Here is a 24,748-nt window from a genome sequence, read left to right as displayed (position 1 = left end):
GGTCGCAGGAGCTGTGGAGCTGCGAGGACGCCAAGCACAGCTTGACGATCGTTCGAAACAGGGCCTTCATCCCGCCCTCCGGGCACTATGCCCAAGCCGCAAGCGGATAGTCCATCCGATTGCGTGCTACGGTCTCCCCGGATCAAACGGATGACCTATCCGTTTGACGGAGCGTGGAGGTGCGCATGGGAAAGGCAGCCGTGGTCACGGCCGGAACGGGAGGCATCGGCCTGGAGACCGCCCTGGGGCTGGCCGCCGCCGGGTTCGCGGTCACCGTGGTGGGGCGCCACGCCGGGCGGGGGGCCGAGGCCGTCCGGCGGATCGACGCGACCGGACCGGCGCACCGGGCCCGGTTCCTGGCCGCTGACCTCGCCTCGCTCGACCAGGTGCGCGCGCTCGCCCGCCGGATCGCCGACGACCGGGCCGCCGGGGGAGAGCCGCTGACGGTGCTGGTCAACAACGTCGGGGCGATGTTCGCCGAACACGGGACGCGGGACGGGATCGAGGCGTCCTTCGTCGTCAACCACCTCTCGCCCTACCTGCTGACCGAACTCCTGCTGCCCACCCTCACCGCCGGCGCGCCCAGCCGGATCGTGAACGTGACGTCGGGCGCGGTCGCCGTCGCCAAGCGGGCGTTCGACGCCGTCGAGCCGCCGGGCGGCTACTACGGCTTCCACTGGTACGGCCGCGCCAAACTCGCCAACCTGGCCTACGCGCTGGACCTGGCGGCCCGGCTGGAGGGCACCGGCGTCTCGGTCTTCGCCGCCGATCCCGGAGGGGCCGCCACCGACATGACCAACGGCACCATGGCCGACCCGAGGATCGTCTCGCCCGCCCTGCGCCTGCTGTGGCCGCTGGTGCGCCGCAGGTTCGAACGCTCCACCGCTGGGCCCGCCTCCGTGGCGGCCGGGCCCTCCGTCACGGCCGCCACCGACGGCGCGCTGACCGGCCGCACCGGCCTCGTCATCGGCCCCCGGTCGCAGCCGGTCGCCCCGCACCGGGCGGCGGCCGACCCCCGCGTCGTCGAAGCCGTCCGCCGGCTCAGCGAACGGCACGCACCGCTCGCCCCCGCCTGAGCGCCGCCCCCGCGAGGCGCCGGGCCGCGGGCGCCTCGCGGGGGCGGCGCTGCGGTGGGTGCCTCACGGGAGCGGCGGGCATCCGGATGAACCATCCGATTAGCATGGGCCCATGACGACGCCTCTGCGCAGGGACGCGGCCCGCAACTGGGAGCGGATCGTCTCCGTCGCCCGCGACCTGGTCGACGGGGGGACGCCGTTGCAGCTCAACGACGTCGCGCGCCGGGCCGGGGTCGGAGTCGCCACCGTCTACCGGCACTTCGCCACGCCCGAGGCGCTGCTGGAGACCGTCGCCGCCCCCTGCCTGGAGGACCTCGTCGGCCGCGGACGGCAGGCGCTGGCCGCGGCCGACCCCTGGCACGGCCTCACCGACTTCCTGCTGCGCACCGTCGAGGCGCAGGTCACCGACGCGGCCCTGCCCCCGGTCGCGGCCGCGGCCACGGACGCCCTGCCGCGCACCACCGAGCTCAAGGAGTCGCTCGCGTCGGTCGGCACCGCGCTGCTCGCCCGGGCCCGCGAGGCCGCGGTGGTCCGTCCCGACCTCGCCGCCGCCGACCTCGTCCCGCTCGTGTGCGGCATCGCCCACGCCGCGAACGTCTGCGGCGGCACCCCCGCCGACCGGGCGGAGACCGCGCGGCGGTACCTCGCCGCCCTCCTCGACGGCCTGCGCGCGACGCCACCGGGGGCGTGAGGCGCCACCTCCGCCGTGGGGCACCGGGCGGTCGGCGTCACGTGGAGGAAGTGGCCGCCGCAGGCGGCCGGGCCCGGGGCCGGGCGGGCGGAGCTGCTGACCGCGCTCTCCGGGCGGTGCGACACCCACGCGCATCTGCACGACGGGATCTTCCGGTCGGCGGGCCAGGGGCCGGCAACACCGGGATCGCCGAGGTGCCGGCTGCCCTTCCGTCGTGGCCGGCGGCAGTGGGTGAAGGGACCGGCACCCGCGGAACCGACAGGCGCCCCGGCCCGGAGCCCGCCCGGTGCGGCTCGGGTCCGCTCCCGGGGGCGTCCTCCGGGTGCGGCCGGGGTGGTCAGGGGGTGCGCAGCCCCGTCAGCAGGGCGGTGAGGACGCGCTGCAGGCGGGGCTCGACCTCGACGACGGCGTGCGCGAGGCGGGGGTCGCCGGTGTAGAGCTCCCGCAGCCGGGGGCCGGGGTTGGCGATCTGCCACAGGGCCCCGGCCATACCGGTGGCGGTGGCCATCGTGTCGAGCACCTGCGCCTCGTCCAGGCCCAGCAGGCGGCCCAACTCCTCGCCGATCAGCGCCACTTCGTGCAGGGTGAGCAGCTTGAACGCGCGCACCGCCTCCAACGAGACGTTGCGCTCCAGGTTGAGCGGGGCCTGGGCGAGCAGGTCGCAGAACACCGGGCGGGCCGCCAGCGTCGCGGCGAAGGCCCCGGCGACCTCGGCGGGGGTGGCGGCGGCCCGGGCCGCCAGGTCGGCGCGCACCGCCGCGGACCACTCCCGCCAGCCCTGCGCGGTCAGTTCGAGGAAGATCTGCTCCCGCGTCTCGAAGTACCGCAGCAGCGCGGACTTGTGCATGCCGACCTCGGCGGCGATGTCGCCCAGGGAGACGTCGCGGACGCCGCGGGCCCGGAGCAGGTCGCGGGCCGCGTCCAGGATCGCGGTCTCCCGCGCCTGCTTGGCCTCGGTGCTGCGGGCCCGTCGGAAGGCTGGCTGAGTCATGGCCCCATCATAGGAAGGCGTAAGAGAACGGCGTTGCGTTATTAAGAGAACGGTGTTGTACTAACTGCATGAGCGAAGAAGCGCGCACTGCGCAGCAGGTCTGGTTCGTCACCGGCTCCTCCCGCGGCATCGGCCGCGCCCTGGTCACCGCCGCCCTCGACGCGGGAGACCTCGTCGTCGCCACCGCCCGCCGCCCCGAGGCCCTCCGCGCCGAACTGGCGCAGTACGGCGAGCGGGTGCTCACCCTGGCGCTGGACGTCACCGACCCCGGGCAGGCCCGCGCGGCCGTGGACGCCGCGCTCGCCCGCTTCGGGCGCATCGACGTCCTGGTCAACAACGCCGGGTACGCCAACGTCTCGCCGGTGGAGAGCGCCGACGACGCCGACTTCCGCGCCCAGTTCGAGACCAACTTCTGGGGCGTCTACCACGTCACCAAGGCCGCGCTGCCCGCCCTGCGCCGCCAGGGCTCGGGCACCGTCGTCCAGTTCTCCTCGATCGGCGGGCGGGTCGGCGGCTCCCCGGGCATCGCCTCCTACCAGGCCGCCAAGTTCGCCGTCGACGGCTTCACCCGGTCGGTGGCGGCGGAGACCGCGCCGTTCGGGATCCGGTTCACCGTCGTCGAACCGAGCGGCTTCGCCACCGACTGGGCGGGCGACTCGATGACCGTCCACCCCGTCCCCGAGCCCTACGAGCAGACCGTCGGCGCGATGAACCGCCGGGTCCGCCAGGGCGCCTCGGGCGCCGCGGGCGACCCGGCGCGGGCCGCGGAGATCCTCGTGCGCACCGTCCGCCGCGGTGACGCCCCGGGCCACCTGCTGCTCGGCGCCAACGCGGTGACCATGGCGCTCGACCACTCCCGCCGCCAGTTGGAGGAGGCGGCCGCCTGGGAGCAGGTCAGCCGCTCGGCCGACTTCGCCGAGCCGTACCCGGTGGAACTCCCGCCCCGCGCAGCATAGTTGCACGGTCGGGCGGTGAACGGCACCACGCTCGTGCGCCTCGCGGCCTTCAACGTCCTGCACGGGCGGCCGGTCCGCGCCGACGGGCGACCCACCGTCGCGCCGGACCTGCCGACGGGGCACGGCGCGTGGTCCTTCGGTCAGCGGACGTCCGGGCCGGCGGCGGGGAGAGTGTCGGGACGCGTGCCCGCTCGGACCGCCCCGGTGGTCGGACGCCCGTCACCTCGTCCGACGAAGTCTCGCCCCCCCCACGAGGGGCGGGCGTCACACCCAGGCGTCACACCCCGAGGCCGGGGCCCGCCGCTCAGGCGCCGTAGCGGCGCCTGCGGGCGGCGTACGCGTCCACCGCCCGTAGGAAGTCCAGCTCGCGGAAGGCGGGCCAGTACGCCTCGCAGAAGTAGAGCTCGGCGTAGGCGCTCTGCCAGAGCAGGAAGTTGGACATCCGCTGCTCGCCGCTGGTGCGGATGACCAGGTCCGGGTCCGGGCTGCCCGCGGTGTGCAGGTGGCGGGCGATGTGCTCGCCGGTCAGCTGCTCGGCGAGCTCGCGCACCGGGCGGCCGGTGTCGGCGTGGGCGTGCAGCAGGCCGCGGACGGCGTCGACGAGTTCCTGGCGGCCGCCGTAGCCGACGGCGAGGGTCAGGTGGGCGCCGGTGGGGCAGTCGGCGGTGGCGGCCGCGAGGCGCTCCAGGGCGCGGGCCGTGGAGGCGGGGAGGGTGGCCGGGTCGCCCGCCAGGCGGACCCGCCAGCGAGGGTGCGGCCCGGCCAGGTCGCGGGCCAGCACCTCCTCGATGACCTGCATCAGGAAGGCCACCTCCTGGTCGCCGCGCCGCTGCAGGTTCTCCGCCGAGCAGACGAACACCGTCACGTGCCGCACCCCCAGCGACTCGCACCAGCCGAGCACCGCGCTCGCGTGCCGGGCGCCGTAGCGGTGGCCCAGCCGGGCGTCCGGGAGGCCGCGCTCGCGGGCCCAGCGGCGGTTGCCGTCCATGATCAGCCCGATGTGCCGGGGCAGTTCGGCCCCGGCCAGGCGGCGGCGCAGCCGACCCGCGCGCAGGGCCTGCAGCGGGGCGGGCAGCGGGATGGGCAGGGAGGGGCGCGACGGGGCGGTGGTGCGCATGGTGACGGCCTTTCGGATCGGCGGACCGCATGGTGCACAATCAATAGCACGCGCCGCGTGTCATGCAGAAGCGCGGCCGGACGGAGGAACGGAACCAGGTGCGCACCAACGACGCCCAGATGCTGGTGCTGTCCGCACTCGCGGACGGACCGCTGCACGGCTACGCCGTCAACACCGCGATCGAGCGGATGACCGGCAGCAGACTCGGCCGCGGCAGCCTCTCCGGCGCCCTCGCCCGGCTGCGCGACAAACAACTGATCGAGTACCTGCCCGGCGAGGGCCGTCGCCGCCCCGTCCGCCTCACCGCCGAGGGCCGCACCGCCCTGGGCCGGGAACTCGGCGCCCTCGCCGACGTCGCCGGGCAGCTCTTCGAGACCGTCGTCCCCGACCGGACGGACTACCAGGAACGCCTCAACGCCACCGACCAGGCCCGCGCCTACCAGCAGGTCCTGCTGGACGCCCTGGACGCCCGCCCCGGACAGCACCTGCTCGACTGGGGCTGCGGCACCGGCGCCGCGCTGCCCGCCCTCGCCCGCGCCGCCACCGCCCGCGGCCGCGTCCTGGGCGTCGACCACGACCCGCAGATGGTCCGCCGGGCCGCCGAACGCGCCGCCGACCTGCCGCGCACCGCCGTCCTGCGGGCCGACGTCCACCGCCTCCCGCTCGCCCCCGCCACCGCCGACCGTATCCGCACCGACCGGCTGCTCCAGCACCTCGCCGACCCGGCCGCCGCCCTCGCCGAGGCCCACCGCGTGCTGCGCCCCGGCGGTCGGCTGGTCGCCGCCGAACCCGACTGGGACACCCTCGCCGTCGACCACCCCGACCCCGCCACCGCCCGCGCCTTCACCCGCCACCTGACCGACCGGATCGTCCGCAACCCGCTGATCGGGCGCCAACTGCCCCGGCTCGCCGCGCGGTCCGGCCTCACCGTGCGCTCCGTCGTCCCCGTCACCCCGCTCTTCCGCGACGTCCGCGAGGCCGACCGGGTGCTCGGCCTGCAGCGCAACACCGAACGCGCCGTCACCGCCGGGTACCTGACCCGCGACCAGGCCCGGGACTGGCTCGACCACCTGGCGCACGGACCGTTCCTGGCCTCCGTCACCGTGTTCGTGGTCGCCGCCGAACGGGCCGACGGCTGACCGTGCGCACCGCACCGCAGCGGTGTGCACCAGGCCCCACCCCGCCTGACCGGCCGTCGCGGGCGGGGCCGTCGGCAGGGCTGTCGGCGGGGCTGTCGGCGGGGCGCGCTAGGGTCCGGACCCATGAGCGACACCCGGGCCCACCGTCCGCCCACCACCCGCCTGGTCGGCGGCGCGATCTGCGTCTACGACACCACTGGCCCGAGCTTCGGCGAGCTGGCGCCCGTCGCGGTGCTCCACCCGCGGGAGGGGGACGAGCTTTCCAGTTACGCGGTCGGCCGCGACCTGACGCGGGCCTACTACGCCACGCTGGACAGTGCGGTCTGCACCGCCGCGGACGGCACCGAGCTGTGGCGCTCGGACATCGAGCCGAAGTGGTCCGACCACTACGGCCACCGCCCCAGCTGCGGACTCTCCCCGGACGGCCGCCACCTGTGGCTCTACCAGCCCGACGCGATGGCCGGCCGCGGCCGCGGCGACCGGTGGACGGTGCTGGACGCCGCCACCGGCGAAACGCTGGGCGGGTTCGACCTGGAGACCGTCGGCCACGGCGGCGTGCACCTCGTCCACCCCGGCAGCGGCGAGGTGCTGCTGGACGTCGGCGAGGGCCAGGACGGCACGGTCGTCTTCCGCGGCTCGTTCACCGACGGCACGCCGGAGCTGGTGACCTACCCGTGGACCGACCGCTGCCTGATCGACCTCTCCCCGGACGGCCGCCACTTCCTGACCGTCGACCACGGGCAGGGGGACCTCACCGTGCACGCCTACCCCGGCGGCGAGGCCGTGTTCACCGTCACCGTCGACGACTTCGGCTACGACGGAGAGGAGTGCGAGGCCGTGGTCGAGTGGACCGGCGGCTACCTCGACCCGGACACCCTCGCGGTGGTGCTGTGCGGCGAGGTCGAGGAGAGCGGGGAGGAGTGGTTCCGCAGCTTCCGGGTCGACGCGCGCACCGGCCGGATCCTCGGCGCGTTCGACTCCGGCGCCGAGGACTCCTACGACCTCCACCCGCTCGGCGACGGCAGCTGGCTCACCACCGCCGACTCCGGCCACCCCGTGCGCCGCACCCTGCCCGCCTGACGGCCCGTCCGCCTGTCGCCTGTTGCCCGTCCGTCCGCCTGTCCGCTCAGGAGTTCCACCAGGCCGGGCGGACCCGCAGCGACTCCTCCTTGACGCAGGCCAGGCCGTTGACGACCTCCCGGGCGTGCAGGTCCCAGCCGACCACGCCGTTGCCCACGCGGCGCAGCTCGATCAGCCGGGACTGCTCGCTGTGCGCACCGGCCGCGACCTCGCAGCGCAGGACGGTGTCCCAGGCCAGCCCGTCCAGCGCGGCCGCGAACGCCGTCACCGGCAGGACCAGCACCGTCAGCAGCAGCGCCGTCCACTGCTCGGCCGCCACCAGCCGCAGCCGCCACGGCGCCGCGGGGACGGCGGCCGGGCCCGCGTCGTGCGGGCGGCCGTGCGGACGGGGGCGGCGGCCCGCGCGGTACTCCTGGACCAGGCCCTGCCGCAGCGCCAGCGAGGCCAGCAGCACTCCCAGGCCCCACCACGGCCCGTAGAACACCCAGCACAGCACGCCCATCGCCAGCGGGTTCACCAGCGTCAGCGCCACCGTCCGGGCCACCGCGCCCACCGAGCGCCCGCGCGGGACGGCGCCGCGGGCCGCGAACAGGGCGAACACCACCCGGGAGGTCACCACCGCCACCAGGGAGCCCAGCAGCGGACGGGTCGTCACCATGCCGACCAGCACCTCGCCGAGGTTCGGCACGCCCAGGGTGCTGACCACCTCGCGGGTGTGCGAGCCGCCGCCGACCGTCCAGGCGATCTTCACCAGCGGAACCGCCGCGAGCAGCGCCAGCAGCACGGTGTGCCCCGGCCCGCCCTTGCGGTCCAGCTCGGCGCGCCCGTCCGCCGTTCCCTCTGCCATCTGCGACCGCCTCCCGTGCGCCCTGCCGTTGCGTCGTTGCGGCGGGATGCATTGCCGGTGCGCACCCCGGTGACCCGGCAGGTCACCGGTGCGGGTGACCGCTTGCGCCAGGTGGGCGAGGGACGGCCGTACGGGGAGCTCAGGGCCGGGCGGGCTTGCGGGCCTCCAGGAGGGTGCGGGACATCGTGGAGACGAACACGCCCTCGCGCTCGATCTGCTCGTGCAGGTCGCGCAGCCGCTCGCGGTAGCGCTCCACGGTGAAGTCCGGGACCGTCCAGACCACCTTGCGCAGGAACCAGACCACCGCGCCGACGTCGGAGAACTCCAGCCGCAGCCGCTCGTTGCGGCACTGCACCACCTCCAGCCCCGCCGCCCGGGCCTCGCGGGCCTCCACCTCGTGCTCGCGGGCGGTGGGCACGGCGAACGGGCCGAGGAAGAACGCGCTGAGCTCGACGTTGGTGCGCCCGCCCACGTGCTGGGCGAAGTAGGTGCCGCCGGGGGCCAGCACCCGGGCGATCTCCGGGAAGTCCACCCGCGCCGGGTGACGGCTGGTCACCAGGTCGAAGGCGCCGTCCGCGAACGGCAGCGGCGCGTCCTCGGGCGAGGCCACCAGGACGGCGCCCAGCGGGTGCAGCAGCCGGGTCGCCCGGGCGGCGTTCGGCGGCCACCCCTCGGTCGCCACCATCGTCCGCGGGAAGTTCGCCGCGCCCGCGCCCGCGAGCACCTCGCCGCCGCCGGTCTGCACGTCCAGCGCCGCGGAGGCGGCCGCGAGCCGCTCGCCGAGCAGGCGCTGGTACCCCCAGGACGGCCGCTGCTCGGTGGCCCGGCCGTCCAGCCAGCCGAAGTCCCACCCCTCGACGGGAGCGGCCGCGGCCTCGTCCACCAGGGCGTCGAACGATCGGTGCGTCAATCGGTCCATGGCGAGCATCCAAGCACGTCGGGGCCGGTGCGGCAGGGGATTTAACGGCCCGTGGGGCCTTCCCGACAGTGCGTCGGCAAGGGCTTTCCGTCGTCACCACCCGGGCCCCGCGGTCCGGGGCACCGGGGAAACGCCATCCGACCGGGGTGCCGCGTCGTCCGCGGCGCCAACGCCGGCGCGGACACGCTCCCGGCTTGCCTTCCTAGGGTGCCCTGGCTTATACCTAGAGCTACTAGGAAATCTGAGAGGGATCCATGGCGCGGGTCGGGCTGACGACGGAACGGGCGACGATCGCGGCCGCGGAGCCGACCTACGGCGTGCTGCGCGGCTGCGGACCGGCGGAACCCGACCTGACCGACGCGGTCCGGCCGCTGCGCAGCACCTGCCACGGGTTCGTCGCCCCCGGGGCCTCGGGCGGCTTCGCGTACGAGCGTTCGCCCGAGCGGTCCCGGGTCCGCGCCCTCGATGCCCTGCACATTCCCCCGGAGCACTGGCCCCCGTCCCGAGATGGAGAACCGGCATGACCGACCCGACCACCGGCAGCCTGCGCGTGCACGGCGCGACGCTGCACTACGAAGTGCGCGGCCGGGGCCCGCTCCTGCTGCTGATCCCCGGAGGGGCGGGCGGCGCGGCGTCCTTCGACGGCATCGCCGGCGACCTGGCCGCCGAGCACACCGTCGCCACCTACGACCCGCGCGGCATCTCCCGCAGCCCGCTGGACGACCCCGGGGCCGACCAGTGCGTGGCCGAGCACGCCGACGACGCGCTCCGGGTGCTGGACCTGCTGTCGCCCGGTGAGCCCGCCCGGGTGTTCGGCGCCAGTTCGGGCGCGATCGCCGCCCTGCACCTGCTCGCCGCCCATCCCGAACGCCTCGAACGCGTCGTCGCTCACGAGCCGCCGGTGGTGGAGGTCCTGCCGGACGCGGCCGAACACCGCGCGCTCATCGCACGGGTGCAGGAGACGTTCCGGACCCAGGGGCTGAGGCCGGCGATGATCGAATTCGCCGCGGGCCTGAAGAAGGGCGGCGACACCACCGCACCGGAGGCCGGGACCGCACTTCCGCCGCAGGCGGCGGCGCGAGCCGAACGGACGATGGCGAACCTGCCGTACTTCCTCGGGAGCATCGTGCCCAGCTTCATGGCCTACGCCCCCGACATCCACCGACTGGGGGCGCTCTCGGACCGGCTCGTGCTGGTCGGCGGCCGGGACTCGCGCGGCGAGCTGCCCCATCGCGCGACCGCTTTCCTGGCCGAACGCCTCGGCACGGAACTCCAGCACTTCCCCGGCGGGCACACCGGCCTGACCACGCACCCCGCCGAGTTCGGCGAACTCCTCCGGAAGGCCTTCCACGCCCACACCTGAATCCCCCTCACTCCCATCAACCCCACCGCGGGCGGTCACCGGACGTCACGTCCGCAACCGGCCGTCCGCGGGGAGATCCTCGCGGCCGCCGGCGCGGGGAGGGCCCGGCACGGAACCGCCCCGTGCCGGGCCCCGTCGTGTCCGGGAGGAGGGGCCGGGGCGGGTGACGCGGCGGCCGGGGGCTCGGGCATCATCGTCCGCATGAGCGACACGCACGACGACCGCCTGGCCACCCTCTGGCAGGGCTTCCTCCACCTGCCCTTCCCGCAGAGCTGCTACCTGCGCTCGCCCGCCGGCGAGGACCTGGTGCTGTTGGACAGCCACCTGGCCGGCTGCGTGTCCGCCGCGCTGACCGGCCCGCTCGACGAACGGCGCAGGGCGGCGCTGCGCACCGGCATAGCGACCGTCCACCGCATCCTGCCCGAACTCGCCGACGACCCCGAGGCCGCCGACTACTTCACCCGGCTGCGCGAACTGGCCGTGCTGGCGGGCGAACGGTAGGCCCCTGCCGGGGCGGAGGGCCGCGGGCGCCCGAACGGCGCTCGCTGCGGCGCGACGCAACCCACCGCCGCGCTCGGCCCGCCCCACCGGGAACTCGTGTTGCGGACCGCCCGGGAACGTGCCGACGCCGGACGCGGCGTGGTCGACGCCCTGCACGGCCTCGCGCTCGCCGCCGCGCACCCGCGCGGGGGCGCGCCGATCGTGCTGCCCGAGCGCCCCCGTAGAGCAGATTGACGGATCGTCGGCCCGGGAAGACCACCCGACGGTGGGCGACCGAACGGGCGAGATCAGGGCCGGGGCACGGTCCGGGCGGGTGACCCGGCCGATCCGAAGCACATGGTCGAGCCGGGTACGGGTAACCGCACCAGCAGGAACCGGACCACCCGGACACCCGGAGGCACCACGATGACCCTCACCATGACCCTGCTGCTCACCCCGCTGATCGTCGCCGCGGCCGTCACCGCGACCCGCGCCCCCGGCCGCCGCGGCCGCCACCGCGCCGCCGCGCGCGGCCGCCAGTCCTGACCGCCCGTCAGTTCCGACCGCCCGTCAGTTCCGACCGCCCGTCACCCGCGCTGCGCGCGCTGCTTCCGGTACTCGACGCGGAAGCAGTGGCCGCCGTCGAAACCCGGCCGCCGACGGCTTCGGCGCCGCCCGCGCCGGAACGGCCACCGTCCACTCCGCGCCCCGGTACCTGCTCGGTATCGCCGCGCTGCAACCGGCGCCGTACTGCCGCACACCGGCACTGCTGGACACCGCGCTCGGGCGCGGCGCACGGGACCGATCCGGCGTCAGGCGGCGGGGCGGGCCGACGGGGTGGCGGGTCGAGTTCGGGCGTCAGGAGCGGGCGGGGAGGAAGGACGGCGGGACGAGGTCGCCGACCGCGAAGGGGGCGACGGTTCCGTCCGGGCGGATCGCCTCGAGGACGAACTCCGGGGCGGTCAGGTCGAAGCGGTGCCAGTCGGTGCTCTCGCTCAGGGCGAGGACCGGCCAGGTGTCCGGGTCGGTCGGGCCGGGGAGCCAGAAGAAGGTGTCGCCGTGGCAGGTGCCGCCCCACGGGACCAAGCCGCCCGGTGCGCCGGGCGGCGGGTAGGGGTGCAGCAGGTCGGCGGCGCCGGGGGAGAACCAGGGGGCCGACGCGCCCGCGAGGGAGTGGGCGGTGCGTTCGTCGCCCGGGCCGGAGACGAACAGGTACCGGCTGAACTCGCCGGGGCCGAACAGTTCGGCGAGTTCCCGGAACGAGCCGGGGACGGGCAGGCCCAGGGCCCGTTCGGCCGGGGTCCAGTCGGTGGTGGTGGACCGGGGGCGGTGCCACCCCGTCAGGGCGGCGAGCCGTTCGGTCGGGGACGGCGCCGCGGGGGCCTCCCGGCGGGGGCGGGTCACGGGCGGGTGCGCCGGTCGATCAGGGCGGCGAGGCCGTCGAGGATGCGGGCGAGGCCGAAGTCGAAGGCGTTGTCGCGGCCCCCGGGGGGTTCGGTGAGGGCGGCGGCGAGGGCGGGGTAGCGGGTGGCGTGGGTGTGGATCAGGGGGACGAGGGCGCGCAGCATCTCGGCCTCGGGGGAGCCGGTGGTGGACTGCCGGTGCTGGGCGGCGAGGGTGCGGACGTGGCCGATGAGCAGGACGGCGGCGTCCATGCGCTCGGCGCCGGACAGGCCGTGGCCGTCGAGGGCGGCCACCACGCGTTCCAGCCAGGCGAGTTCGCGCGGGCCGGTGGGGCGGGGGGCGGCGAGGGCGTCCAGCAGCCAGGGGCGGGCGGTGAGGACGGCGGACATCCGGTGCGTCCAGTCGGTGAGCTGCTCGCGCCAGGGGGCGTCGCTCGGGGGCGGCGGCTCGCCCACGGCGTACTCGACCATCAGGGCGACCAGTTCGGCCTTGCCCGGGACGTAGCGGTACAGCGCCATCTTGGTGTGGCCGAGCAGCCCCGCGACCCGCTGCATGGAGAGCGCGGCCAGGCCCTCGGCGTCCGCGGCCTCGATCCCGGCGCGGGCGATCGACTCCAGGGTGAGGCCGGGTTTCGGCCCCCTGGTCGGTCGGGCGGGCGGTTCCCACAGCAGCCGCAGCGCCGGGTGCGGTTCGGTCACGGCCCCTCCTCGTTCCGCGGGCCGGCCTTGTGCCCGACCCGCAACTGTGTCTACCGTACACAGCAAGGAACTGCGTCCAGTGGACGCAATTAACAGGGAGGACCCCCGTGCGGATCCTGATCTCCGGCGCCGGCATCGGCGGCCCCGCGCTCGCGCACTGGCTCGCCCGGTACGGGCACCGGCCCACCGTGGTCGAACTCGCCCCCGCGCTCCGGGCGGGCGGGCAGGCCGTCGACTTCCGCGGGCCCACCCACCTGACCGTGCTGCGGCGGATGGGCCTGCTGGACGAGCTGCGCGAACGGCAGACCGGCGGCACCCCGATGACCTTCACCGACCTGCGCGGCCGCACCCGGCTGCACCTGCCCGCCGAGTTCGCCGGGGGCGAGGTGGAGATCCGGCGCGGCGAACTCGTCCAACTGCTGCACCGGCACAGCGCCCCCGGCACCGAGTACCTGTTCGGCGACACCGTCACCGCCCTGCGACAGGACGCCGACGGCGTCGACGTCACCTTCCGGCACGCCCCCGCGCGCCGCTTCGACCTGGTGGTCGGCGCCGACGGCCTGCACTCCCACGTCCGCGCCCTCGCCTTCGGCCCCGAGCGGCAGTACGTCCGCCACCTCGGCTACTACGCCGCCACCTGGCCGTTCGCCAACCGCCTCGGCCTGCCCGCCGGAACCACCGGTGTCAACACCCCCGGCCGGCTCGCCGCCGCCGGGGCCGACCCCCGCGACCCCGGACGCGCCGGAGCCTTCCTGCTGTTCGCCTCGCCCGAACTCGCCCTCGACCGGCACGACCCCGCCGCGCTCAGGGCCCTGCTGCGCGAACGCTTCGCCGACCTACCGCACCCCGTCCCGCAGCTGCTCGCCACCCTCGACGAGGTCGCCGACCGCGACTTGTACGTCGACTCGATCAGCCGCGCCGACGTCCCCGCCTGGTCCGACGGGCGGATCGCCCTGCTCGGCGACGCCGCCTGCGGCGCCACCATCGGCGGCATGGGCACCGGCACCGCCCTGGTCGCCGCGTACGTCCTGGCCACCGAACTCGCCCGCGCCGACGGCGACCACCGCACCGCCCTCACCCGCTACGAGCGCACCGTCCGCCCCTACGCCGAACGCTGCCAGCGCGGCGGCGACCGCACCGGCCCCTTCCTCGCCCCGCGCACCGCCCGCGGGCTGTGGCTGCGCGACACCCTGCTGAGCCGGCCCGCGCTGCTGAACCGGATGCTCGCGCTGGGGGAGGACGTCGCCACCCTCGATTTGCCCGAACCCGCCAGCGGCCGCCCGAGCGGGACGGGCGGGGCCGGGGGTCAGCCGGAGCCGGTCGTGACCGGGCCGGACTCGTAGGCCGGGACGACCAGGTGGACCCGACCGCGGGCGCAGGGCTCGGACAGCAGGCTCGCGAGGTGCGTCCTGGCGGTGCCCGGACCGATGGGCAGGCGGGCGGCGGTGTGAAAGTTTCCGGGGAGCTACCGGTTTCGGAGCCCCTCCCGAAGTGGGACGCAACGCGTACGGAGCGCCTCTTCGACGGCTGTTCGACAGTGGCGCGACCGGGCGAAAGGCCGCCAAGAGCGGTCGGCGGGGCGGGAGTTCGCGGTGTCCGGGGCGGCGGTCCGTGGCGTTCGGGGCGGCGGTCCGCGGTGCGCGGGGCCTGCCGCCGGGGCCGGTCGGGCCGCTAGCATCGGCCGCGATTCGCTGCGGGAGCGCTCCCACGCTCCGGTTCCCGCATCGTCCCCGGTCAGCATGCCCCCACCTCGATGCCGACCGCCTCTCCCACCCGAGAGCACCCCCGGAGGACACACCGTGCACACCCCCGACCCCCACCGTCGCGCCGCCGTCCCGCCCGCCCGGCCGACCCGCCGCGCCGCCGCCCTCGCCCTCGCCGCCGTGACCGCGGCCGTCGGCCTGGTGGCCGCCGCCCAGGGCGGCGCGGGCGCGGCCGTGCAGGGCAGCCTCGACCCGGGCACCCAGTTCTACAAGGACCCGACCTCCCAGGCCGTCCGGTGGGTCGCCGCCAACCCCGGGGACTCCCGGACGCCGGTGATCTCCAAGCGGATCGCCAGCCAGCCGCAGGGCATCTGGTTCGCCAACTACCGCCCGGACACCATCACCTCCGACGTCCGGACGGTCACCTCGGCCGCCGCCCAGGCCGGTCAGGTGCCGGTGCTGGTGGCCTACATGATCCCCAACCGGGACTGCGGCGGCGCCTCCGCGGGCGGCGCCCCCGACCTCTCCTCGTACGATGCCTGGGTCGGCAAGTTCGCCGCCGGGCTCGGCAGTTCGCGCTCGATCGTGGTGCTGGAACCCGACTCGATCGCCCTCACCACCTGCCTCAGCGCCCAGCAGCAGAACGACCGCTTCGCCTCGCTGGCCCGCGCCGTCAACACCATCCACGCCGCCAGCCCCAACGCCAAGGTCTACCTCGACGGCGGCCACTCCACCTGGAACTCCGCCTCCGAACAGGCCAACCGGCTGCGCAGCGCGGGCGTGCTCAACGCGAACGGCTTCTTCACCAACGTCTCCAACTTCAACACCACCGCGAACGAGACCTCCTTCGCCCACGGCGTGCTCAACGCCCTCGGCAACCCCGGCAACCTGCACGCCGTCATCGACACCAGCCGCAACGGCAACGGCCCCTCGGGCAGCGCCTGGTGCGACCCCTCCGGCCGCAAGATCGGCAACTACCCGACCGCCGCCACCAACGACAGCGGCATCGACGCCTTCCTGTGGATCAAGCCCCCGGGCGAGGCCGACGGCTGCGCCGCCGCGGCGGGGACCTTCGTCCCCGACATCGCCTACCAGTTGGCGGTGAACGCGACCGACCCGAGCACGCCGCCGACCTCGCAGCCTCCCACCTCGCAGCCGCCGACCTCCCAGCCGCCGTCCTCGCCCCCCGCGTCCTCGCAGCCGCCGACCGGCAACGCGTCCTGCTCGATCGCCTACCGGGCCAACTCCTGGGCGGGCGGCTTCACCGCCGACGTCACGGTGAAGAACACCGGTAGCAGCGCCATCTCCGGCTGGAAGCTCGCCTGGACGTTCCCCGGCGACCAGAAGATCACCAGCGCCTGGAACGCCACCGTCACCCAGAACGGGACCTCCGTCACCGCCACCGACCTCGGCTACAACGGCACCCTGGCGGCCGGCGCCTCCACCAGCTTCGGCCTGCAGGCCACCTACGGGTCGAACAACACCACCCCGACCGCCTTCACGCTCAACGGCACCGCCTGCACCACCTCCTGAGCCATCCTCCCCAGCCCCGTCGGCCACCCCCCACCCGTGGGCCGACGGGGCACCTCCTTGCCCCGCCGTGGTTGTGGTTGCGGCTGCGTTCGGGGACGGGTAGCGGCAGACGGACCGGATCCCGGATCCGGCCCGTCCGGCCCGGTGGCCTACGGTGTCGGCCATGACCAGGACCACGCCGCCCCGACCCTCGGACGTCGAAGCGCTCTTCCCGCAACTGGCCCACCACCGCGGGGTGACGACCCGGCTGCACCCGCGGGCCGGGCGCCCGGACGCCTCGGTCAGTTCGGTCGGAGGTCCGCTGCTCTGGCCCGCGGACGAGCCCTGGCCGGTGTGCACCGAGCCGCACCGGCGCGGGCGCGGCCACCGGATCGCGGACATCCGTCAGCGGCGTCGGCTGCTGGCCCAGGCATGGGCGCGCGACGCGGCCCCGGGGCCGACGGACGACGAGCGGGCCCTGCTGAAGGAACTGGGGCGGAGACACCGTCTGCCGGACATCGCGGACACCGATCCGGTCCCGCTGGTCGGCCTGGTCCAGCTCTACCGGCGGGACGTGCCGGGCCTGCCCGTCGGGCCGGACGACCGCGACCTGCTGCAGGTGCTCTGGTGCCCGTTCGAGGCCCACGGCCCGAGCGGCCACGACCTCGACCTGCGCGTGGTCTGGCGCCGTTCCGAGCAGGTGCGAGAACCCCGGGGAGCCGCACCGGAGCCGCTCCTGGTCGGCTTCGAGGGCGCGGTGCCCGAGCCGTGCGTGCTGCACCCCGAGCAGGTGACCACCTACCCCTACGCGGGGACACTGCCCGCGCGCCTGCAGGCCAGGATCGACGCCTGGGAGCGGAAGCAGGAACGGAAGGCGGACAAGGACCCGGACGCCGAGGCGCTCACCTACCAGCACGACCTGTCGATCCCGCCCGGCTACCGCGTCGGCGGCTTCGCCTCGTGGCACGGCACCGACCCGTACGCCGTGGCCTGCGCGGTCTGCGGCGCGCCCATGGCCCTGCTGCTCACCCTGGACAGCCACGAGTGGGACGGCTGCACCAGCTGGATGCCGGTCGAGGACCGCCTCCTCCCCGGCCACCTGCAGGACCCCTGTCCCGCCCGGCTCGCCTTCGGCAGGTACGGGCTGCTGAACGTCTTCGCCTGCCCCGCGGGACCGGGGCACCCGCACCGGTGGAGCATCCAGTAGGCACCGCCGGGGCCGGCGACGGGGGCGCCGGGGTTCCGGGCCTTGCTCAGGGCCGGAGTTGGACGGCCGTCACCATCACGTAGCCGACCAGCAGGCCGAACAGGCACACCGCCGTGATGTAGCGCGGCGTGAACGGCAGCCCCGCGAGCGACGGGTACAGCAGGACGGCGCCGCCCGCCGCGAGGTCCGCGACGTACAGGCCGTCGGGCGGGACGATGCCCGTGCTGCGGGCCGCCCAGCCGGTGGCGATCAGGAAACCCGTCAGCAGGGTGAACCCGGACAGCAGCCCGGAGCCGATCGCCCCGAGCGTCGGGTGCGGTTCCGGGTACGGCTCACCCTCCGGAACCTCGGGACGCACCCGGTGCGCCACCGCGAGCGCGCCCACGGCGAGGGCCATGGCCCCGACGGCGCCGATCAACGGAGCGGGATTCAACGGCTCCTCCTGGAGAAGGCGAAGTGCTGCCCGACGAGGGCCGCGAGCGCGGCCGGCAGCAGGACGGTGACGAGCAGGACGCTCGCCCAGACCGAGGGCTCGATCGGGCCCGGCCCGGCCGGGGTGTCCGGGGGCGGTGCGGCGACCAGCGTCGAGGGTGCGGCGGTCGGGGTCGGCGTGGCGGTGGCGGTCGGGGCCGGGGTCGGCGTGGCGGTGGTTGTCGGCGTGGGGGCGGGAGTGGCGGGGCGGACGGTTGCTGCTTGCGGACGGGGGGTCGGGGCCGGGGGGTGGTGCGAGGTGGACGGGGACTGATGGGGCGTCGGAGGTAGCGCGGCGGGCGTGGGGGCGGGCGTGGGGACGGGGGCGGGCGTCGGCGTCGGGTGTGCAGTGGGGGTGGGGGTCGGGCTGGGGGATGGTGTGGGGGTCGGTGTCGGTGTTGGCGTCGGCGTCGGTGTCGGGCTGTGGCAGTGCCAGGGCGGGTGGTGCGGCAGGGGGAGGGGCGGGAGCGGGGGGAGCGGTGGCAGGGGCGACAGGTAATCGCCGGGGGCATGGTCCATTGCCCGATCATCGGACCGTCCCGGTGCGGCGCGGTAGTCGTTCGGGGTCAAACCCCACGGGCCGGTGAACCCTCCTGAGCTGCCGCGGAACGTGCGAGCGACAGGTGGTCGCCCGTTCGGGGCGCGGGGGTCAGGGCCGCGGTGAGCGCCACCGCGGCGGCGGCGAGCACCGGCCAGCCCGTGCCCAGCAGCAGGGCCAGTACCGCCGGGCAGCTCACGGCGGCGGCCAGGCGCGGGGCGCCGTCCAGGACGCGGACCGCCGCGGCCGTGCAGGTCAGGTAGACGGTGAGGAACAGCGCCGTGGGCACGGCCACCAGTTGAGCGGTCGTCAGCACGCCCGTCCCGACCAGGACGAACAGCGGGACGCCGATCAGCGCGGTGGTCGCCACCACGGCGAGCGAGCCGCGGCGTCCGGAGGCGGTGCCGGAGGGGAGCAGGGCGTCCAGCAGGGCGGCGGCGCCGGTCAGGTAGGTGTTGGTGGCGGCGAGGGTGAGCACCACCGCCGCACCGGCGGCCAGCAGCGGGCCCCGGGAGCCGATCGCGGCGCGCAGCAGGTCGGCCAGCGGGACGGAGCCGCCCGCGCCCGGGCCGAGCACGGCCACCGTCGCGGCCGCCAGGCCCAGGCAGAGCAGTGAGGTCACGGCGAAGGCGATCAGCACCACCCGGCGCAGTTGGCGGCGCGGGTCGCGCAGTCGGGTGGTCAGCGAGGCGGCGGCCTCCCAGCCGACGAACGCGAACATCAACGGCGGGGCGGCCTGCGCGACGCCGCTCCAGCCGTGCGGCAGGAAGGGCGTCCAGTGCGCGGCCCGGGCGGCCGGGGCCGAACCGAGGACCGCGAACAGCACCAGGCCCACCAGGGCGGACACCAGCGCCAGTTGCAGCCCCGCCCCCGTCCGCACCCCCAGCAGCCGGACCGCCAGCACCAGCGCCAGCAGCCCCAGCCCCGCCCGGACGGCCGTGGCCCCGTCCGCGCCCACGGCCGCCGCCGCGTAGCTCCCGCCGATCAGGCAGACCACGGGCGCGCCCGCGACCACCCCCGCCAGGAAGCACCAGCCGGCGGCCCGGCCCGCCCGCGCGCCCAGCCCCGCGGCCGTGTACCCGGCGACGCCGCCGGAGGAGCCCAGCCGGGTGCCGAGCGCGCAGAACACCACCGCGATCAGCCCGGACAGCGCGAGCAGCGCCAGCCACGCCAGCAGCGAGGCCGGGCCCGCCGCGCGGGCCGCCAGCTCCGGGAGCAGCAGCAGGCTGGGGCCGAGCAGGGCGCCGATGTACAGCGCGGACGCCCCGGCCGTGGAGAGGAAGGCGGGGGCGGCGGAAGGGGAGCCGGGACGCGAGGAGGGACGGGGGCGGGATGCTGGCGCGGTGTCGGTCATGCCCTGATCCTGGCCCGGATCGCGCGGCACCCGATGGCGAAATCCGCTCCGCGCAGGGGGCCTCGCGGTAGATCCTGTCACCGGAGAGCGGTTCGGCGACAGGTCGTGCCACGGGGGAGGGGCCAGGTCACGCGGTGGATTCTGTCGGGGATCTGCGGGTTTGCGTGGTGGATCCTGCCGCAGCAGCGGTGCGAGGCGGCACGACATGCCGGGCAACCGCCGCAGCGGGGACGATCGCGCCGGGGCACCACTAGGCTGCCCAGCATGTCGAGCCCCCAGTACGACCGCATCGACCGCGCCATCCTGGCCCACCTCCAGCGGCACGGCCGGACCCCCAACGTCGACCTCGCCGAGGCCGTCCGGCTCTCGCCCTCCTCCGCGCTGCGGCGGACCAAGGCACTGGAGGCGGACGGGGTGATCGCCGGGTACCGGGCCGAACTCGACCGCGACCGGGTCGGGTTGGGGCTGACGGTGTTCGTCGCGCTGCGGGTCGAACAGCACTCGCGGGAGACCTCGCGGCACATCGAGGAGTCGCTGTGCGCGATCCCCGCGGTGGTCGCCTGCCACGTGGTCTCCGGCGAGGCCGACTTCCTGGTGGAGATCGCCGTCCCGGACCTGGCCAGCTACGAACAGGTCCTGCTGGACGAGATCCTCGCCGTCGGCCCCGTCCGCGACGCCCGCTCCACCTTCGCCATCCGCACCGTCCGCTCCCGCGGCCCCCTCCCGCTCGACCACTGGCCGCCCCGGCCGGGCGGCCGGTAGCGGGGCGGTACGGAAGGCCGGGTCCGCGCGGCACCCGTCGCCGTCGTCCCGTTCCCGTGGTCCCGTCCCCGTCGTCCTGTCGACTCGACCGTCCCGCACCGGAGGTGTGGCGGTCCTGTCGGCCGAAAGGCCGCCAGGCGTCCGGGTGGAGGCCGCTGCGACCGGGTTCTACAACGTTGAGCAGGGCGCTGAAGCCCTGGCGGGGCCGACCGGTCCGGTCGGTGGGGATCCGGTCCGGTGGGGTTCTTCTCCCTTGAATTGCAGGGCAGTTGGTCTGTGACGATATCCGCCGCTGCTCTGGACACTCGTGCCCGGTGCGTGCTGTCATGCCGTTGCCCTGCTTTCCAACGTTGTAACAGCCTTCCGGAGGAGAGTGCCATGTCCATGAGCCGTAGGCGGTTCGTCGGCAGTGCCGCCGTCGGTGCCGGCCTCTCGCTGAGCCTCCCGGTCGCCGCGCAGGCCGCCCCCCGCACCCGCCTCGGAGCCGCTCCGGTCGCCCCGGTCGCCCCGGCTCCCGGTGGACTCTACTTCCCCAACGCGGCGCCGCTGGCCCCCGTCGCATTCCTCCGCCTGCCCCCGGGCAGCATCACCGCGGCCGGCTGGCTCGACGGACAGCTCCGGCTCCAACTCGCGGGCCTGTGCGGCCGGTACGACCAGATCTCGCACTTCCTCGACCTGAGCACCAGCGGCTGGACCCACCCCGACCGCCCCGGCTGGGAGGAGGTCCCGTACTGGCTGCGCGGCTACGTCGACCTGGCGATCGCCACCCGCGACACCGTCGCCCTCGCCACCGCCCGCCGCTGGATCGACGCGATCGTCGCCACCCGGCAGTCCGACGGCTTCTTCGGCCCGACCGCCCTGCGCACCTCGCTCAACGGCGGACCGGACTTCTGGCCGTTCCTGCCGCTCACCTGGGCGCTGCGCAGCTGGCAGGAGTACAGCGGCGACACCCGGATCGTCCCGCTGCTGAGCGCCTTCTTCCGCTACATGAACGCCCAGGGGCCCGGCGCGTTCAACAGCAGCTGGGTCTCGGTGCGCTGGGGCGACGCGCTGGACAGCGTGTTCTGGCTGTACAACCGCACCGGAGACGCCTTCCTGCTGGACCTGGCCGACAAGATCCACGCGCACGGCGCGAACTGGACCGACAACCTGCCCAGCCTGCACAACGTCAACATCGCGCAGGGCTTCCGCGAACCCGCCCAGTACGCGCTGCGCTCCCCGTCCGCCACCCTGACCGGTTCCGCGTACCGCACCTACGACGCGGTGATGGCGCAGTACGGCCAGTTCCCCGGCGGCGGCTTCGCCGGGGACGAGAACGCCCGGCCGGGCTACGGAGACCCGCGCCAGGGCTTCGAGACCTGCGGCGTCGTCGAGTTCATGGCCAGCCACCAACTGCTCAACCGGATCACCGGCGACCCCGTCTGGGCCGACCGCTGCGAGGACCTCGCCTTCAACTCGCTGCCCGCCGCGCTCGACCCCGACGGCAAGGCCGTGCACTACGTCACCAGCGCCAACAGCGTCGACCTCGACAACACCCCCAAGACCCAGGGCCAGTTCCAGAACGGCTTCGCCATGCAGGCGTACCAGCCCGGCGTCGACCAGTACCGCTGCTGCCCCCACAACTACGGCATGGGCTGGCCCTACTTCCTGGAAGAACTCTGGCTCGCCACCCCCGACAACGGCCTGGCCGCCGCCATGTACGCCGCCGGCACCGTCACCGCCAAGGTCGCCGACGGCACGGCCGTCACCTTCACCGAGACCACCGACTACCCCTTCGCCGAGACCGTCACACTGCGCCTGAGCACCCCGAAGCCGCTCGCCTTCCCGCTGTACCTGCGCGTCCCCGGCTGGTGCGCCGCGCCCGCCCTCACCGTCAACGGCGCCGCCGTGAACGCACCTGCCGGGCCGGCGTACACCGTCGTCAACCGGACCTGGCACGACGGCGACACCGTGGTGCTGCGCCTGCCCCAGCGCACCACCGTGCGCACCTGGAGCGCCAACCACGGCAGCGTCTCGATCGACCACGGGCCGCTGACGTACGCGCTGCGGATCGGCGAGAGCTACCAGCAGTACGCGGGCACCGCCGCCTTCCCCGAGTACGCCGTCCACGCCACCACGCCCTGGAACTACGGCCTCGCGCTGGACGCCGGGTCCCCGGTCTTCACCGCCGCCGGGGGAACGCTCGCCGCCAACCCCTTCACCCAGGCCGGCACCCCCGTGCGGATCACCGTACCGGCCCGGCGGATCCCCGAGTGGCAGGCCGACGGCCAGCACGTGGTGAGCCCGCTGCAGAGCAGCCCCGCCCGCAGCACCGCGGCGGTCGAGACCGTCACCCTCGTCCCGATGGGCGCGGCCCGGCTGCGGATCTCCTCCTTCCCCACCACCTCCCCGACCGGCACGCCCTGGAGCACCGGCGGCGCCCCGTTCCGGATCCGCAACCGCAACTCCGGCAAGGTGCTGGGCGTGGACGGCATGTCGACGGCGGACAGTGCCCGGGTGGTGCAGTTCGCCGACAACGGGACGGCCGACCACCTGTGGACCTTCCTCGCCGACGCCGACGGCTGGTTCCGGATCCGGAACGTCAACTCGGGCAAGGTGCTGGGGATCGACGTGATGTCGACGGCGGACAGTGCCCGGGTGGTGCAGTTCTCCGACAACGGCACCGCTGACCACCTGTGGCAGCTGGTCGACAACGGCGACGGCTGGTTCCGGATCCGCAACCGCAACTCCGGCAAGGTGCTGGGCGTGGACGGCATGTCGACGGCGGACAGCGCGCAGGTGGTGCAGTTCGCCGACAACGGCACCTCCGACCACCTGTGGCAGCTGCGCTGACCCCGCCGCTCCGGTCGCCCCGGGCGCCCTGCCCCCGTACGACCGACCGTCGCGGCCGGGTCCTCGCCGGCCCGGCCGCGACGGCGTCCACCCCCGCCGTTCCCCACCCGATCCAGGAGACTCCCGTGCCCGTGTCCCGATCCCTGCGCGCCACCCTGCTGACCGTCGGAGTCCTGGCCGCGGCCCTGCCCGCCGCCGCTCCGGCCGCGGCCGCCGCCGCGGCGGTGTGCAACAAGTACTGCGACGCCCGCGACCCCGCCCTCAGCCCGCAGGACCGGCAGCCGGTGTCCGCGACGCTGTCCGGCCGCACGCTCGTGCTGCACTTCGACGACGCCGACGCGATGGGCTGGGCCTCGATCACCGGTGGAGCAGGCGGCGACGAGGTGTGGCTGGACCGCTCGACGGACGGCGGCCGGACCTGGAGCGGCGGCAGCAAGCTCGGCGACACCAGGGTGCCCGCGGGCGGCAGCGGCCGGCGCACCCTGATGTACAACGTCGACGACTGGAACAACCGCGGCGTCGGCGCGCTGCGGGCCTGCGGCCAGGTCGGCGGCGCCGTCGCCTGCACCCCCTGGGCCCGCACCACCTGGAACGCCTGGGACCGGCGCACCGCCGCCGCGACCGCGCTCATGACGTCCTTCGACCGCACCACCAAGCTCTTCGGCGGCAACGGCTGGTGGACCGCCGCCAACGCGCTCACCGCGGTCATCGACAACGCCCGGATCAGCGGCATGGGCAGCTACACCTACGCCGTCGCCGAGACCTACGACAAGAACCTCGGCGCCCAGGGCGGCAACTTCACCAACGAGTACCTGGACGACACCGGCTGGTGGGGACTGGCCTGGGTGGACGCCTACGACCTGACCGGGGACGGCCGCTACCTGAACACCGCCCGCGCCGACGCTGACCACATGAGCGCCAACTGGACCGGCACCTGCGGCGGCGGAGTGCGCTGGAACACCGGCAGCACCTACAAGAACGCCGTCACCAACGAGCTCTACCTCCAGCTCACCGCCGCCCTGCACAACCGCATCCCCAGCGACAGCGCCTACCTCCAGCGCGCCCGCGAGGAGTGGAACTGGTTCCGGGGCAGCGGCATGGTCAACGCCGACCACCTGGTCAACGACGGCCTGAACGACGCCTGCGCCAACAACGGCCAACCCACCTGGACGTACAACCAGGGCGTCGTCCTCGGCGGCCTCACCGAGCTCTACCGGGCCACCGGCGACGCGACCCTGCTCACCACCGCCCGCACCCTCGCCGACGCCTCCACCACCCGCCTGACCAGCGGCGGCGTGCTGCGCGAACCCGGCGAGGGCGACGACTGCACCGGCGACGGACCGTCCTTCAAGGGCGCCTACGTCCGCGGCCTGGACCGGCTCGACGCCCAGCTGCCCGACCACCCCTACACGCCCGCCCTCACCGCCTGGGCGGACTCCGCCCACGCCAAGGACCGCAACCCGCTCGACCAGTACGGCCCGCACTGGGCCGGCGGCCCCGGCAGCACCGACTACGGCTGTCAGCAGAGCGCCCTCGACCTGCTCGACGCCGCCGGCTGACCGTGGCGCCCCGAACGGTGGTGCCGCCCGCACCCCGGGCGGGGGGCGG

General features: G+C 75.2%; 22 protein-coding genes and 1 pseudogene. 15 read left to right on the top strand and 8 right to left on the bottom strand.

Features of this window, described 5'->3' with window-relative positions; translation table 11 throughout:
* Positions 1-185 precede the first annotated feature (185 nt).
* Together ACFY00_RS14900 and ACFY00_RS14895 are read left to right on the top strand one after the other, a co-directional pair.
* A complete protein-coding gene (locus ACFY00_RS14900) occupies positions 186-1,076 on the top strand; it encodes an SDR family NAD(P)-dependent oxidoreductase (protein ID WP_388031253.1) in 891 nt (296 codons plus the stop codon).
* A gap of 112 nt (positions 1,077-1,188) precedes the next feature.
* The gene (locus ACFY00_RS14895) at positions 1,189-1,767 is read left to right on the top strand and encodes a TetR/AcrR family transcriptional regulator (protein ID WP_388031251.1); all 579 of its coding nucleotides are present in this window, start codon (positions 1,189-1,191) and stop codon (positions 1,765-1,767) included.
* A gap of 337 nt (positions 1,768-2,104) precedes the next feature.
* Here ACFY00_RS14895 and ACFY00_RS14890 read toward each other — a convergent pair whose 3' ends face one another.
* Positions 2,105-2,758, bottom strand: a complete 654-nt coding sequence (locus ACFY00_RS14890) for a TetR family transcriptional regulator (RefSeq protein ID WP_388031249.1) — start codon at positions 2,756-2,758, stop codon at positions 2,105-2,107.
* A gap of 68 nt (positions 2,759-2,826) precedes the next feature.
* On the opposite strand from ACFY00_RS14890, the gene ACFY00_RS14885 reads away from it, so the two are divergent.
* On the top strand, positions 2,827-3,714 hold the full coding sequence (locus tag ACFY00_RS14885) for an SDR family NAD(P)-dependent oxidoreductase (protein WP_388031247.1): 888 nt from the start codon (positions 2,827-2,829) through the stop codon (positions 3,712-3,714).
* A 304-nt stretch (positions 3,715-4,018) separates the two neighbouring features.
* Here ACFY00_RS14885 and uppS read toward each other — a convergent pair whose 3' ends face one another.
* Entirely contained in the window at positions 4,019-4,831 is an 813-nt protein-coding gene (gene uppS / locus ACFY00_RS14880) for a polyprenyl diphosphate synthase (RefSeq protein ID WP_388031246.1), read from the bottom strand.
* A 98-nt stretch (positions 4,832-4,929) separates the two neighbouring features.
* Here uppS and ACFY00_RS14875 point away from each other — a divergent pair, with 98 nt between their 5' ends.
* Both ACFY00_RS14875 and ACFY00_RS14870 read left to right on the top strand, forming a co-directional pair.
* A complete protein-coding gene (locus ACFY00_RS14875) occupies positions 4,930-5,970 on the top strand; it encodes a methyltransferase domain-containing protein (protein WP_388031245.1) in 1,041 nt (346 codons plus the stop codon).
* Positions 5,971-6,093: 123 nt separating this feature from the next.
* A complete protein-coding gene (locus ACFY00_RS14870) occupies positions 6,094-7,050 on the top strand; it encodes a hypothetical protein (RefSeq protein ID WP_388031243.1) in 957 nt (318 codons plus the stop codon).
* A 46-nt stretch (positions 7,051-7,096) separates the two neighbouring features.
* Here ACFY00_RS14870 and ACFY00_RS14865 read toward each other — a convergent pair whose 3' ends face one another.
* Positions 7,097-7,897, bottom strand: coding sequence for a hypothetical protein (locus ACFY00_RS14865; RefSeq protein WP_388031241.1), 801 nt, complete (start codon positions 7,895-7,897; stop codon positions 7,097-7,099).
* A gap of 139 nt (positions 7,898-8,036) precedes the next feature.
* Positions 8,037-8,825, bottom strand: coding sequence for a class I SAM-dependent methyltransferase (locus ACFY00_RS14860; protein WP_388031239.1), 789 nt, complete (start codon positions 8,823-8,825; stop codon positions 8,037-8,039).
* 245 nt (positions 8,826-9,070) lie between these two features.
* On the opposite strand from ACFY00_RS14860, the gene ACFY00_RS14855 reads away from it, so the two are divergent.
* The 4 genes and pseudogenes from ACFY00_RS14855 to ACFY00_RS14840 form a co-directional block, all read left to right on the top strand.
* Positions 9,071-9,340 (top strand): TetR-like C-terminal domain-containing protein, encoded by a 270-nt coding sequence (locus ACFY00_RS14855; RefSeq protein ID WP_388031236.1) that lies wholly within the window; start codon positions 9,071-9,073, stop codon positions 9,338-9,340.
* Positions 9,337-10,179, top strand: coding sequence for an alpha/beta fold hydrolase (locus ACFY00_RS14850; RefSeq protein WP_388031233.1), 843 nt, complete (start codon positions 9,337-9,339; stop codon positions 10,177-10,179). Before ACFY00_RS14855 ends, ACFY00_RS14850 begins: the two co-directional genes overlap by 4 nt.
* Positions 10,180-10,380: 201 nt before the next feature.
* Positions 10,381-10,680, top strand: coding sequence for a hypothetical protein (locus tag ACFY00_RS14845; protein WP_388031230.1), 300 nt, complete (start codon positions 10,381-10,383; stop codon positions 10,678-10,680).
* Between the two features lie 57 nt (positions 10,681-10,737).
* Positions 10,738-10,914: pseudogene (locus ACFY00_RS14840) on the top strand (hemin ABC transporter ATP-binding protein); the annotation flags it as partial.
* A gap of 603 nt (positions 10,915-11,517) precedes the next feature.
* On the opposite strand, the gene ACFY00_RS14835 reads toward ACFY00_RS14840, so the two are convergent.
* Both ACFY00_RS14835 and ACFY00_RS14830 read right to left on the bottom strand, forming a co-directional pair.
* Positions 11,518-12,063 (bottom strand): hypothetical protein, encoded by a 546-nt coding sequence (locus ACFY00_RS14835; RefSeq protein WP_388031229.1) that lies wholly within the window; start codon positions 12,061-12,063, stop codon positions 11,518-11,520.
* Complete coding sequence (locus tag ACFY00_RS14830) at positions 12,060-12,761, bottom strand: TetR/AcrR family transcriptional regulator (protein ID WP_388031227.1); 702 nt, start codon at positions 12,759-12,761, stop codon at positions 12,060-12,062. The genes ACFY00_RS14835 and ACFY00_RS14830 overlap by 4 nt, the downstream gene beginning before the upstream one ends.
* Before the next feature lie 107 nt (positions 12,762-12,868).
* Here ACFY00_RS14830 and ACFY00_RS14825 point away from each other — a divergent pair, with 107 nt between their 5' ends.
* The 3 genes from ACFY00_RS14825 (at position 12,869) to ACFY00_RS14815 (ending at position 17,183) form a co-directional block, all read left to right on the top strand.
* Positions 12,869-14,104 (top strand): FAD-dependent monooxygenase, encoded by a 1,236-nt coding sequence (locus tag ACFY00_RS14825; protein WP_388031225.1) that lies wholly within the window; start codon positions 12,869-12,871, stop codon positions 14,102-14,104.
* A gap of 456 nt (positions 14,105-14,560) precedes the next feature.
* Positions 14,561-15,997: a glycoside hydrolase family 6 protein gene (locus ACFY00_RS14820; RefSeq protein ID WP_388031223.1), complete on the top strand. Its 1,437-nt coding sequence runs from the start codon at positions 14,561-14,563 to the stop codon at positions 15,995-15,997.
* 163 nt (positions 15,998-16,160) lie between these two features.
* Positions 16,161-17,183, top strand: a complete 1,023-nt coding sequence (locus ACFY00_RS14815) for a hypothetical protein (RefSeq protein WP_388031220.1) — start codon at positions 16,161-16,163, stop codon at positions 17,181-17,183.
* Between the two features lie 46 nt (positions 17,184-17,229).
* Here ACFY00_RS14815 and ACFY00_RS14810 read toward each other — a convergent pair whose 3' ends face one another.
* Both ACFY00_RS14810 and ACFY00_RS14805 read right to left on the bottom strand, forming a co-directional pair.
* Positions 17,230-17,616 carry a hypothetical protein gene (locus ACFY00_RS14810; RefSeq protein ID WP_388031217.1) on the bottom strand — a complete coding sequence of 129 codons (387 nt, stop codon included), beginning with the start codon at positions 17,614-17,616 and terminating at the stop codon, positions 17,230-17,232.
* A gap of 604 nt (positions 17,617-18,220) precedes the next feature.
* Complete coding sequence (locus ACFY00_RS14805) at positions 18,221-19,546, bottom strand: APC family permease (RefSeq protein ID WP_388031216.1); 1,326 nt, start codon at positions 19,544-19,546, stop codon at positions 18,221-18,223.
* A gap of 264 nt (positions 19,547-19,810) precedes the next feature.
* Between ACFY00_RS14805 and ACFY00_RS14800 the strand changes: the two genes are divergently transcribed.
* The 3 genes from ACFY00_RS14800 (at position 19,811) to ACFY00_RS14790 (ending at position 24,699) form a co-directional block, all read left to right on the top strand.
* Positions 19,811-20,308 (top strand): Lrp/AsnC family transcriptional regulator, encoded by a 498-nt coding sequence (locus ACFY00_RS14800; RefSeq protein ID WP_388031213.1) that lies wholly within the window; start codon positions 19,811-19,813, stop codon positions 20,306-20,308.
* Positions 20,309-20,686: 378 nt separating this feature from the next.
* Positions 20,687-23,140, top strand: coding sequence for an RICIN domain-containing protein (locus ACFY00_RS14795; protein WP_388031211.1), 2,454 nt, complete (start codon positions 20,687-20,689; stop codon positions 23,138-23,140).
* 143 nt (positions 23,141-23,283) lie between these two features.
* Positions 23,284-24,699 carry a glycoside hydrolase family 76 protein gene (locus tag ACFY00_RS14790; RefSeq protein WP_388031447.1) on the top strand — a complete coding sequence of 472 codons (1,416 nt, stop codon included), beginning with the start codon at positions 23,284-23,286 and terminating at the stop codon, positions 24,697-24,699.
* Positions 24,700-24,748 lie beyond the last annotated feature (49 nt).

Source organism: Kitasatospora sp. NPDC001540 (assembly GCF_042894345.1).
GTDB lineage: Bacteria > Actinomycetota > Actinomycetes > Streptomycetales > Streptomycetaceae > Kitasatospora > Kitasatospora phosalacinea_C.
This window is presented reverse-complemented; position numbering and strand designations above follow the sequence as displayed.